Source organism: Burkholderia sp., assembly GCF_018375725.1.
Classification (GTDB): domain Bacteria; phylum Pseudomonadota; class Gammaproteobacteria; order Burkholderiales; family Burkholderiaceae; genus Burkholderia.
Genome location: NZ_JAHACR010000119.1, coordinates 1 through 11,441, shown reverse-complemented (window position 1 = coordinate 11,441; position 11,441 = coordinate 1). Strand labels below are relative to the sequence as shown.

The 11,441-nt window shown below is 66.9% G+C and carries 10 protein-coding genes; 4 read left to right on the top strand and 6 right to left on the bottom strand.

The genetic code is table 11. The annotated features are described in order from the left end of the window. Positions 1-51 precede the first annotated feature (51 nt). The 3 genes from KH616_RS14190 to KH616_RS14180 form a co-directional block, all read right to left on the bottom strand. Positions 52-693 carry an OmpW family outer membrane protein gene (locus KH616_RS14190; protein WP_292245461.1) on the bottom strand — a complete coding sequence of 214 codons (642 nt, stop codon included), beginning with the start codon at positions 691-693 and terminating at the stop codon, positions 52-54. 62 nt (positions 694-755) lie between these two features. Further along, positions 756-1,946, bottom strand: coding sequence for a nitronate monooxygenase family protein (locus tag KH616_RS14185; protein WP_292245460.1), 1,191 nt, complete (start codon positions 1,944-1,946; stop codon positions 756-758). A gap of 160 nt (positions 1,947-2,106) precedes the next feature. Then, positions 2,107-3,543: an aldehyde dehydrogenase family protein gene (locus tag KH616_RS14180; RefSeq protein ID WP_292245459.1), complete on the bottom strand. Its 1,437-nt coding sequence runs from the start codon at positions 3,541-3,543 to the stop codon at positions 2,107-2,109. 242 nt (positions 3,544-3,785) lie between these two features. Here KH616_RS14180 and KH616_RS14175 point away from each other — a divergent pair, with 242 nt between their 5' ends. After that, on the top strand, positions 3,786-4,151 hold the full coding sequence (locus tag KH616_RS14175) for a hypothetical protein (protein ID WP_292245458.1): 366 nt from the start codon (positions 3,786-3,788) through the stop codon (positions 4,149-4,151). A gap of 103 nt (positions 4,152-4,254) precedes the next feature. Here the strand turns inward: KH616_RS14175 and KH616_RS14170 are convergent, their stop codons facing one another. Continuing rightward, complete coding sequence (locus KH616_RS14170) at positions 4,255-5,847, bottom strand: ABC-F family ATPase (protein WP_292245457.1); 1,593 nt, start codon at positions 5,845-5,847, stop codon at positions 4,255-4,257. Between the two features lie 302 nt (positions 5,848-6,149). After that, positions 6,150-8,366, bottom strand: a complete 2,217-nt coding sequence (locus KH616_RS14165) for an AsmA family protein (protein ID WP_292245456.1) — start codon at positions 8,364-8,366, stop codon at positions 6,150-6,152. A 154-nt stretch (positions 8,367-8,520) separates the two neighbouring features. Here KH616_RS14165 and KH616_RS14160 point away from each other — a divergent pair, with 154 nt between their 5' ends. Beyond that, complete coding sequence (locus tag KH616_RS14160; RefSeq protein ID WP_292245455.1) at positions 8,521-9,219, top strand: ATP-binding cassette domain-containing protein; 699 nt, start codon at positions 8,521-8,523, stop codon at positions 9,217-9,219. Further along, a complete protein-coding gene (gene fetB, locus KH616_RS14155; protein ID WP_292245454.1) occupies positions 9,216-10,019 on the top strand; it encodes an iron export ABC transporter permease subunit FetB in 804 nt (267 codons plus the stop codon). Before KH616_RS14160 ends, fetB begins: the two co-directional genes overlap by 4 nt. A 29-nt stretch (positions 10,020-10,048) precedes the next feature. Here fetB and KH616_RS14150 read toward each other — a convergent pair whose 3' ends face one another. Continuing rightward, complete coding sequence (locus tag KH616_RS14150; protein WP_292245453.1) at positions 10,049-10,600, bottom strand: DUF6013 family protein; 552 nt, start codon at positions 10,598-10,600, stop codon at positions 10,049-10,051. Between the two features lie 347 nt (positions 10,601-10,947). On the opposite strand from KH616_RS14150, the gene KH616_RS14145 reads away from it, so the two are divergent. After that, positions 10,948-11,441, top strand: a 494-nt coding sequence (locus tag KH616_RS14145) for a DUF4072 domain-containing protein (protein WP_292245452.1), incomplete at its 3' end; no start/stop codon positions are given.

Genomic DNA, 11,441 nt, shown 5'->3' with positions numbered 1-11,441 from the left:
GCGGCATGCCCACCGACATGCCGCCAACCCCAACACTGTCCGGCTCCTCGCCTAGAACTTCATCCCGACGCCCACGCCGACAATCAGCGGATCGATGTGCAGCGTGCCGATCGGCTTGTTGCCGAGCGTCGCATCGGTACTCATCCAGACCTTCTTCAGGTCGACGTTGACGAACACGCTTTTCGTCACCTGGACGTCGACACCGAACTGCAACGCCGGGCCGAAGCTGCTCTTGCCGACCGACACGCCTTCGCCGCCCACATTGAGCCCGTTGTTGTAGAAATACGTATAGTTCAGGCCTGCGCCCACGTAGGGACGCACCTTGCCGGCATGATTGAAGTGGTACTGCAGCAGCAGCGTCGGCGGCAGCACGTTGACGCCGCCGAGTTTGCCGAGGCTCGACGTCACCTGATGGCGCGACGTGCCGAGAATCAGCTCGATCCCGAGGTAGTCGCGAATCATGTACGTGAAGTCGAGCTCGGGCACGATGGCGTTGTTCACGCCGACGTTGATCGCGCCGAGCGTATCGCTGCCGCGCTCGTTCGGCTGGATGCTGATCGCGCGCAGGCGGGCGAGGACATCGCCCTGGTAAATGCCGTCGCCCGGCGACGCCGCATGCGACAGCGCCGGCATGCCGGCGAGACCCGCCGCGCACACCGCGGCAGCGACTATGTTTTGAATCCTTTTATCCATGACGGCCCCCAAAGAACGGTCTCCATTCTGTCTTCAGGGTCTTTCCCGCGTCTTGATTTTCGTCAAGCCAGTGTAAACGTGGGGCGGTTTGCCGCAGGCGCTGCCACGCTGCCGGTCAGCAGCAGCTCGAGCAAGTCACGCACGCTGAGGATCGCCTCGCCGAACGGCAGCGCCTCGCGGCCGCGGAAGAACAGCCCGTTCGCCACGTCGCCGCGCAACGCGGCGGCAAGACGCGTATCGATGCAGAAATGGCCGAATTTTTCGATCCCGTCGCGCAGCCCGCAGACGCTCAGGCATTCGAGCGCCGTCGGGCAACGTTGCCTGAACGCGCCGAGCTTGGCGCGAATGCGCGTCTCGTGACGCAGGTAGCGTTCGAGCCACGGCGTTCTCACCGCGCGCGCCGGCAGCCCCGTCACGCTGACGAATTCGACGATGTCGTCCGGTTGTGCACCCGCCAGCACGCGCTTGAAATCCGGATGCGCATCGCCCTCCTCGGTCACCGCGAACGGCGTGCCGACCTGCACGCCATTGGCGCCCGCGGCAAGCGCGGCGCGCACCGCGCCGTGGCTGTTGATTCCGCCCGCGACGATCAGCGGAATACGCTCGCGCTCGAGCCCGAGCGACGCCAGGATCCCCGCCGTATCGTCGATCACGCGCGCGAAATCGAAGCGCGCGTCGTGCATGTCGTCGAGCTGCGTGACGCCGAGATGACCGCCCGCATGCGCGGGATGCTCGATCACGATCGCGTCGGGCAGGCGTCCTTTCTTCATCCACTTTTTCAGCACCAGCGCGATGCCGCGGCTGTCCGACAGGATCGGGATCAGCGCGATGTCATGGCCTTGCGTCAGGTCCGGCAGATCGAGCGGCAGGCCCGCACCCATCACGATCGCGTCGGCGCCCTCGTCGCACGCGACGCGCACGTAGTCCGCGTGCGCGCTGACCGCCTTCATCACGTTCACGGCGATCATCCCGCGCCCCTCGCTGCAGGTTTTCGCGAGCCGGATCTCGCGCGCCAGCGCGTCGAGGTTCGCGGCCTCGAGCGTCGCGCGGTCCGGCCGGGCGCGGCAGCGTTCGAGCAGATCCGCATGGTGGTGCCGCAAATCGATGCTGGCGATCGTGCCGAGCGCGCCTTCGCGCGCGACGCTGCCCGCCAGACGGTGCGCGGAGATGCCGACGCCCATGCCGCCTTGCACGATCGGCAGCAATGAACGGCCGCGGATCGTCAGCGGCGGGAAGGAAGTGCGTGCGGTCATCGAAACCTCGTCGATACATCGGAAAACGCCGATGATCGGTGATTCGCCGCGGCGCGCCTTGAGCGGTGTCAACAAAAAACCCCAAGGGTCGGATCGATGTCCAACGCCTGGGGTTCAGTTCGCGCGTGCCGTTTCCTCCGGCGACGCGTCAAGCGGGCAATCAGCCCTGCTTCGGCAGCTTCAGTTGCATCGATTTGTATTCGAGATACTCTTCGAGGCCGTACACGCCGTTCTCGCGGCCGTGGCCGGATTGCTTGTAGCCACCGAACGGCGCAGCCATGTTCCACACGCCGCCGTTGATGTCGACCTGCCCGGTGCGGATGCGCCGTGCAACGCGCAGCGCATGCTCGTCACTGCCTGCCCAGACCGCGCCGCCGAGCCCGTAGGGCGAATCGTTCGCGATACGGATCGCCTCGTCCTCGTCGCGATACGTGATGATCGACAGAACCGGCCCGAAAATCTCCTCCTGCGCGATCGTCGACTTCGGATCGACACGGCCGAACACGGTCGGCTTCACGAAGAAGCCCTGGCCGATGCCGTCCGGCAAGCCGACGCCGCCCGTGACCAGTTCCGCGCCCTCGTCGATCCCGCACTGGATGTACGACTGCACGCGTTGCTGCTGCGCCTGCGATGCCAGCGCCCCAAGACGCGTCGTCTCCACGCGCGTGTCGCCCGCGACATACGCTTCGGCCGCCGCCTTCGCGAGTGCGCGCGCCTCGTCGTAGCGCGCTTCGGGCACGAGCATCCGCGTGTGTGCCGAACAGGTCTGGCCGGCGTTCAGAAAACAGGCGTTGACCGTGCCCTTCACCGCGGCGGCGAGATCGGCGTCGTCGAGGATCACCGATGCCGACTTGCCGCCCAGTTCGAGCGCGACGCGCTTGACGGTGGCGGCCGCCAGCTCAGACACGCGCTTGCCGGCGCGCGTCGAGCCCGTAAACGACACCATGTCGACGTCCGGATCGCTCGCCAGCACTTCGCCGACGACCGGCCCATAGCCGCAGACCAGATTGAATACGCCGGCCGGCAGCCCGGCTTCGTGAATCGCCTCGGCGAGCATGAAGGCATTGATCGGCGCGATTTCGGACGGCTTGAGAACGACCGTGCAGCCGGCCGCGAGCGCGGGCGCGACTTTCAGCGTGATCTGGTTCAGCGGGTAGTTCCACGGCGTGATCGCGGCGACGACACCGACCGGTTCGCGCACGACGAGCGAATTGCCGACTTTCGCCTCGAATTCGAACGACTCGGCGAGTTTTGCATAGGCATTCCAGTTGTAGAGCGGACCGCCGACCTGGATCGCGCGCGACAGCTTGATCGGCATGCCGACCTCGCCCGTGATGGACTGCGCGAGCGCCTCGCTGCGCGCCTGCAGGCGCTCGGCGATCTTGCGCAGATAAGCGGCACGCGTGGCGGGCGGCGTGGCCGCCCAGCCGTCGAACGCCGCGCGCGCGGCGCGGATCGCGTCTTGCGCATCGGCGGCCTGGCCCTCCGGAATCCGGCCGATCACGGCCTCGGTGCCCGAATCGATCACGTCGATCGTGCCGGTGCCCGCCGGTTTGCGCCATTCGCCGCCGATATAGAACTGGTCGTAGGTTTTCATGTCGATTTCCGTCTCCTTGGAACCGGACATTCTAGCGAGTGCGGAGCCAGGCGTGGCGCCACGGCGACGGCTGCGCCCGGTCGCGGCGCGCCCGCATGCAGACCGGGCGCACATCCCCGCCGCATCGCCGTATCCGCACCTGTCCGGGTGCGCGCCCGGGCCCGCATCGTGCTATGTTTTTACCATCGGCGCCGGCTTCGCTTGCCGGCCGCCCGGAATCGATGCCTTTCGTGAGTGCCGCCATGTCCGACGCACACCCGACCCTCAGCTCACGCGACCGCGTGGAACTGCTCTGCTGGCTCACCTGCGGCAATCTCGGTGCGTACTACCTGAATGAAGCGTGGCCCGACGCATCGTTCCAGGTGCAGGCGGCGCATCGCTGGCTGGATCGCCACCACCGGCACGCCGACTGGCTGACGACCGCCAAACTGTCCGCGCTCGCGCAGGACATCGCGAAGCGGCACGCCGGATTCGTCGATGCCGCGTGGGCCCGCGAGGCGGTCGAGGAGATCGTCGACACCGACGACCTGAACTATCAGGCCAAGCTCGTGCAGTGGGTGTTCGACGATTGCTGCCGGGCGCTGTCGGACAACCGGCTGGCGGACTGATGTGACGCGCGGCGCACGCGCCGTCGTCTGGACGCAAAAAAACCCATCCGGCGGCTCCGGATGGGTTTTTTCGTTGGCTGGGCCGCGAACGGCGCGCTGACGCTTACGCCTGTCCCTGGCTCGCGAGGAAGTCCTCGTAGTTGCCGCCGAAGTCGAGCAGCGTACCGTCCGTCTTCACCTCGATCACGCGGTTCGCGAGGCCGCTGACGAATTCACGGTCGTGCGACACGAAGATCAGCGTGCCTTCGAATTTCTCGAGCGCGATCTGCAGCGACTCGATCGATTCCATGTCCATGTGGTTGGTCGGCTCGTCCATCAGCAGCACGTTGTGACGGCCCAGCATCAGCTTGCCCCAGATCATGCGGCCCTTCTCGCCGCCCGACAGCACCTTCACCGACTTCTTGATGTCGTCCGCCGAAAACAGCAGGCGGCCGAGCGTGCCGCGCACCATCGTCTCGTCGTCGCCGTCCTTGCGGTACTGGTCGATCCAGTCCATCAGCGTGATGTCGTTCGGGAACTCCTCGTAGGTGTCCTGCGGCATGTAGCCGACGTTCGCGTTCTCGGCCCACTTCACCGTGCCGTGATCGAGTTCGAGGCTGCCCAGCAGCGAACGCAGGAGCGTCGTCTTGCCCGCGCCGTTCTCGCCGATGATCGCGATGCGCTCGCCCGGCTGCACCGACAGGTTGAAATTCTGGAAGATCGTCCGCTCGTACTTCTTCGTGATCGTGTCGGCGACGACCGCGATGTTGTGCAGCTTCTTCTCGAACTCGAAGCGGATGAACGGGTTCTGGCGCGACGACGGCTTGAATTCCTCGATCTTGATCTTGTCGATCTGCTTCGCACGGCTCGTCGCCTGGCGGGCCTTCGACTTGTTCGCCGAGAAGCGGCGCACGAAGTCCTGCAGTTCGGCGACGCGCTCCTTCGCGCGCGCGTTCGCCGCCGCCTGACGCTCGCGGGCCTGCGCCGACGCGAGCATGTAGTCGTCGTAGTTGCCCGGATAGACCTTCAGCGTGCCGTAGTCCATGTCGGCCATGTGCGTGCACACCGAGTTCAGGAAGTGACGATCGTGCGAGATGATGATCATCGTCGAGTTGTACTCGTTGAGCGTGTTTTCGAGCCAACGGATCGAGTTGATGTCGAGGTTGTTGGTCGGCTCGTCGAGCAGCAGCACGTCCGGCTTCGAGAACAGCGCCTGCGCGAGCAGCACGCGCAGTTTCCAGCCCGGCGCGACTTCGCTCATCGTGCCGTTGTGGAACTTCTCGTCGATACCGATGCCGAGCAGCAGCGCACCTGCGCGCGCTTCGGCGTCGTAGCCGCCGTATTCGGCGAACTTCGCCTCGAGTTCGGCCGCGTGCATGTAGTCGTCGTCGGTCGCGTCCGGGTTGGCGTAGATCGCGTCACGCTCGGTCATCGCGGCCCACATTTCGGTGTGGCCCATCATCACGACGTCGAGCACGCGCACGTCTTCGTACGCGAACTGGTCCTGGCGGAGCTTGCCCAGACGGACGTTCGGCTCGAGCGCGACGTTGCCGCCGCTCGCCTCGAGGTCGCCGCCGAGGATCTTCATGAACGTCGACTTGCCGCAGCCGTTCGCCCCGATCAGGCCGTAGCGGTTGCCCTCCCCGAACTTGACCGAGATGTTCTCGAAGAGGGGCTTCGGCCCGAATTGCATCGTGATGTTGGCAGTAGAAAGCACGGCAGATCCCGTTAAGAGGTAGATCGACGGAAAACCGGGCATTTTAACAGGAGTCGGCGAATCGCTGCTTGACACCGCCTTCGCACGCACAGGAAACGGGGGCGCATCCCTGCCGGTTCATGCGGCAGGCCGCTTCGGGCGGCGGGCGCCGCGCCCTCGGGCCGGACGGGAACGTCGGCCGGCGGCACGATATGCCGGCGCCGGGCAACGGCAGGACCGACACGTCGCCCGATCGCGACGCCATGCCGCACGCGCCGGACGCTCGCGGCTGATCGCCGCGACGCTTCATTCAGTCAGACGACTTACTTGCCAGCGGCCGTGACGCCGGCCGGTTTTGCCGGCGCCCTCATCTGCGCGAACAGCTCCGGACACGGCACGCCCTTGTTGTTGCTCGGCGCGATCAGCGGGATCAGCGCCGCGAACGGATTGATCAGACCGAGACCGACCATGGCGCCGGCGCGCAGCGCGAGCGCGCCCGCATCGACGCCCACGTTCGGATGCTGGAACGTGCCTTTCACATACAGCGGCGAGCGCAGCGAGAACACCCTGAAGCCCTTTGTGTGCGGATGGATCTTCAGATCCATCGATTCGTCGCGCAGGTCGATCGGGCCGTCGATGTTGATCAACGCGTCCTCGGTGTCGAGCGCGAACACCTTCGGGTCGAGCACGCCGCGCGTCGCGACAAAATCGACCGCCGCGCAATTGATCCTGACGTCGCGCCCGCTGAACAGCTTCTCGTAGACGACGTTCGCGACGTTCAGCCCCGCCGCCTCCATCAGCAGGCGGCTGATGGCGCCGTCGGTGACGAGCGCCTTCACTTCCCCGTTTGCCGTGGACGCGAGCGCGGCCGGCGAATTGCCTGTCGCGGACAGCGACGCGTCGCCGTTGATCTCGCCGAATGCCGACTGCATGACCTTCTGCGCCGGGAACAGCTGCTTGAGCTTCAGATGACGCGCGGCAACCGTGAAGCGCCCCTTGAGCGGCGCTGCGCTGCCGTCGAGATGCGCGGTCGTCGCGAGCGACCCGCCCGCCACGCCGAATTTCAGCGGCTCGAGCGACAACACGCCGCCCTGCATCACGATATGCGTGTACAGATCGGTGATCGGCAGGTCCGTACGCTTGATCAGCTTGCGGCCGGTGAACTTGACGTCCGCGTCGAGTGCGCGCCAGCGTTCCGTGCGGAACGTCTCGACCGGCAGCACGCGGCCCGCCGGCTGACGCGTCGTGTCGCCGCGCTGCGCCTTGCTCGCGGCCGTATCCGCGCCGATCACCGGCGCGAGATCGGAGAACCGCAGCAGGTTCGATACCAATTCGCCGGACAGCAGCGGGCGCGGCTCGCGTTGCGTGTAGACGAGCGTGCCGCTCAGATCGCTGCCGCCGACGCGGCCGTTGAAGTTTTCATAGCGGAACGTGCTCGCGTGCCGCTTGAAATGACCGGTCAGACGTCCGTCGGTCGCATAGGGCGGCGTGTCCGGCAGCGTGATGCCGGTCAGCGCGTACAGATGCGACATCGTCGTGCCCTGCAGCCACAGGCGCAGGTCGAGCGCAGCCAGCTGCCGCGGATCGGTCAAGGTGCCGACGATCGCCAGCCGTGTGTCGCCGGCCTTCACGTCGGCCTGCAGCGGGAACGGCCGTGACGCGTCCTCGAGCGCGAGCACGCCGCCGAGCTTGCCGGTGCCCGAGATCGGCACGTTCTTGTAGCGGCCGTCGACCTTCACGCCGAATGCATAGACGGGATCGGCAGGATTCGCACGAGCGGAAGAGGCCGCCCTCGCGGATGCGCCGGACGCCGCGGCGCTCGCCGATGACGCCGGAGCCGCGGCGACCGACGACGACGCGGCCTGTGCCGCCGCGTCGAGTTGCGCGGCGCCGCGCGCGCCGACGCGCCGCGCCGATTCGGCACGCGATGCCGCCTCCTGCGCCTTGAGCACGTCGCCCAGCGGAATCGGCTGGCCGAGCGTATCGATCGCGATCGTGAGATCGGCCTTCGTCATCGCGTCGCGATAGACGACGGTGCCCTTGCCGAATCCGAAATGATTGAGCCGCACGGTCCACGGCGACGGCTGCGCCGATTGCCTGAACTGGAACGTCCACGTATTGCGTCCGTCGTCGAGCCGCTCGAGATCCACCGCGGGATTGACGACGTCGATCGACGGGATGACGATTTCATGTGCCAGGAGCGGCAGGATGGCGAGATCGAAGTGCGCGACGTCGAGCGTGACCAATTTCGGCGCCTTCGCCCAGTCAGGGTTGCCGATCTCGATCTGCGAGACCGAGAAGCTCGGCCACGGCACCCAGGCGCGCCAGCCGGTCTCGCCGTCGGGCCGGCGCCAGCCGACCTGGATGTCGCCATTGATCGCGAACGGGCGGCCGAGTGCGGTGCTCACCTGTTCGTTGATCCACGGTTTGACGCGATTCCAGTCGAACGTGAAGAGAAAGACGCCGGACGCCGCGATCACGACCGCGACGATGCCGGCGACCCACGCAGCCGATTTGCCGATGGCTCGGGTAAGCGTCATGGCGGTTCCGTTGTTGTTCTGAATTCAATGCCGCGCCATGCCGGGCCGCTTGCGGGGACAACGGCGCACGACACCCGCGCGAGCTTTTCACTCGTTATTATGGCGCACGCTGCCTGACCGCCTTGTTCCGTTAACGCTTTTTTTCATTTGTGACATGACAGCCACCTGCATCATCGACGCGCAGGGTGTGACCCGGCAAGACCCCGCAAACGGCAAACTGCTGCTCGCGCCGACCCATTTCAGTCTTTGCGCGGGCACACGTCTCGCGATCATGGGACCGTCCGGGTCGGGAAAAAGCGTGCTGCTGCGCGCGCTCGCACTGCTCGACCCGCTCGACGGCGGTCGCGTGCTGTGGCACGGACGGACGATCCGACGGCATGCCATTCCGCGCTACCGGCGCAGCGTCGCCTACCTGCGCCAACGTCCGGCCCACGCGGAAGGCACCGTCGAATCGATGCTGCGCTATCCCTATTCCCTCGCCGTCTATCGCGACCGTCAATTCGACCGCGCGCGAGTCGCGCAACTCGCCCTGCATGCGGGCCGCAGCCCCGACTTCCTCGACAAGCGCGCCAGCGAACTGTCCGGCGGCGAGGCGCAGATCGCGGCGTTGCTGCGTGTGCTGCAGCTCGATCCCGACGTGCTGCTGCTCGACGAACCGACGTCCGCGCTCGATCCGGACGCGACGCGCGCGATCGAAGCGCTTGTCGGCGCATGGTTCGACGCGGCGCCCGAGACACGCGCCTATATGTGGATATCGCATGACCCCGCCCAGGCCGCGCGGATCGGCGCTGCGCGGATGACGATGCATGCCGGCGTGCTGCGCGCCGCGGACACGGCGGAGGTTCGGCGATGAATTCGGTACTGCACGACCTCGGCCCGCTCGACGTCGGCATCGCGGCGGCACTCGTGGCCGTGAACGGCGCGATTTCGGCCGCGCTCTCGCTCGGACTCGGCCGCCAGCTCGCGCTCGCCGCGCTGCGCACCGTCGTGCAACTGCTCGCGATCGGCTACGTGCTCGGCTGGGTGTTCGGTCACGCGCACTGGTACGTGGTGCTGCCGCTCACGGTGCTGATGACGCTGATCGCCGGCTTCGCCGGCGCCGGACGCGGCAGGCATACGTATGCCGGGCAGCGCATCGACAGCATCCTGTCGATCTGGTTGTCCAGCTGGATCGTCGCGGCGGTCGGCCTGTTCGTCGTGATTCGCATCCATCCGTGGTATGCGCCGCAGTATGCGATCCCGATCCTCGGGATGATTCTCGGCAACACGCTGACCGGCGTATCGCTCGGCGTCGAGCGGATGACCGAGGAGCTGACCGCGCGCCGCGACCGCGTCGAGACGGCGCTCGCACTCGGTGCGACACGCTGGGAAGCCGCGCAGGATGCCGCCCGCCAGGCGGTGCGCGCGGGCATGCTGCCGACGCTCAACCAGATGGCGGTCGTCGGCGTCGTCAGCCTGCCGGGGATGATGACCGGCCAGGTGCTGGCCGGTCAGTCGCCGCTGCAAGCCGTGCGCTATCAGATCGTCATCATGTTTCTGATCGCTGCGGCGTCCGCGCTCGGCACGGTCGGCGCCGTGCTGCTGACCTACACGCGGCTGTTCTCCGCCGAGCACCGTTTCCTCGCGTCGCGCCTCGAAGAACGCGCCCGTTGACGCGGTGCGGGCCGGCAGCGCGGCGAAGGCTAGCGCTTGATCGACACCGACACCCGGGTGCCGTCGCTCAGCGTAAAGGACTTCGATCCGCCGTTGGACTGGATCGTCAGCCACTTGACCTGGCTGACTTTCACCACTTTCGGGCACTGCATCGTCTTGCCCCCGACCGACACGCTCTGCGTCCCGTTCGGCGCGGCGGCCTGGAAGCTGATCTGCACGTTCGCGACGCCCTTCGCATCGATCGACGGCGCCAGGCGGACCTGCGTCTGCCGGACCATCGCGCCGTTCGCATCGCGGGGCAGCATGTCCGCTTCCGGACACGCGTCCGGCATCGCGACCGCGCCGGCGGGCGGCACGGACTTCCAGTTGAAGTCGTCCGTCTCGCCGGAGCGGATCTTGCGGGTTTCCTGCGCGTTGCCGAACTGCTTCGAGTCGACCTTGACGGTGTAGTCGAACTGCCCCGTGCCGCCGCCCTTCAGGCTGCCCTTGACCGGCGGCGCCGCCGCGGTGCTCAAGCTGACGCACATCGCCGCGAATGCGACGGACCACGATGCGACGACCGACAGACTGCGTTGGCCCATGCTGACCTCCTTGTGATGCGGCCGCGTTGTCGCATGCCGCGCGGTTTTCGATGCATGATGCGTTGCCAGTCTACCGCCAAGCGACGCGCAATGCGTCGCCAACGCATCGGGTGTTACCCCGCTTGCGTTCGCAATGCCGCGCACGCCGGTTCGCCGACGGCCATGCGCAGCCGCCGCTCAGGATCCGCTCCAGTCCGTACCGGAAGCCGGGCCGCTTCTCGCAACCGATGCGCACCATCGGATCGCGCCCCGGCGGCGAGCGGCTACAATGTCGCGTTCGCCGCCCGGCAGCCTGCGACCCGCAGCGCGCGGCCCGCGGCCTCTCATTCGCCTTCATCCTTTCCGCCATGATTACGAATCTCGTCATCCAGAGCGTCGCGCCGCTGTCGGACGCACACCACAAACCGCTGCTCGCGCTCGCGCGCGGCGCCCGCATCGTGCCGATCGACGAATACGCGCTGCGCATCGAAGACGCCGCCCCGGCGCAGCGGCCCGACATCGCCGTCTATTGCGGCACGCATGCGCTCGACTACGCGTTCGTCGAGGCCGGCCGCACGCTGGCCGATTTCGGGCTCGTCGTCATGGACATGGATTCGACGCTGATCACGATCGAGTGCATCGACGAGATCGCGGATTTCTGCGGACTGAAGGCGGAGGTCGCCGCGATCACCGAAGCGTCGATGCGTGGCGAGATCCGCGATTTCAACGAAAGCCTCACCCGCCGTGTCGCGCTGCTCGCCGGGCTCGACGCGCAGGCACTCGAACAGGTCTATGAAGAGCGGCTGCGGTTGTCGCCGGGCGCCGAGACGATGCTCGCCGGCGCGAAGGCGGCCGGCCTGAA

Bases quoted from the DNA above. Each gene is read 5' to 3' on its own strand.
- KH616_RS14160 (WP_292245455.1), top strand. From the start codon at position 8,521: ATGACAGCCACCTGCATCATCGACGCGCAGGGTGTGACCCGGCAAGAC.
- KH616_RS14190 (WP_292245461.1), bottom strand. From the start codon at position 693: ATGGATAAAAGGATTCAAAACATAGTCGCTGCCGCGGTGTGCGCGGCG.
- KH616_RS14150 (WP_292245453.1), bottom strand. From the start codon at position 10,600: ATGGGCCAACGCAGTCTGTCGGTCGTCGCATCGTGGTCCGTCGCATTC.
- KH616_RS14185 (WP_292245460.1), bottom strand. From the start codon at position 1,946: ATGACCGCACGCACTTCCTTCCCGCCGCTGACGATCCGCGGCCGTTCA.
- fetB (WP_292245454.1), top strand. From the start codon at position 9,216: ATGAATTCGGTACTGCACGACCTCGGCCCGCTCGACGTCGGCATCGCG.
- KH616_RS14165 (WP_292245456.1), bottom strand. From the start codon at position 8,366: ATGACGCTTACCCGAGCCATCGGCAAATCGGCTGCGTGGGTCGCCGGC.
- KH616_RS14175 (WP_292245458.1), top strand. From the start codon at position 3,786: ATGTCCGACGCACACCCGACCCTCAGCTCACGCGACCGCGTGGAACTG.
- KH616_RS14180 (WP_292245459.1), bottom strand. From the start codon at position 3,543: ATGAAAACCTACGACCAGTTCTATATCGGCGGCGAATGGCGCAAACCG.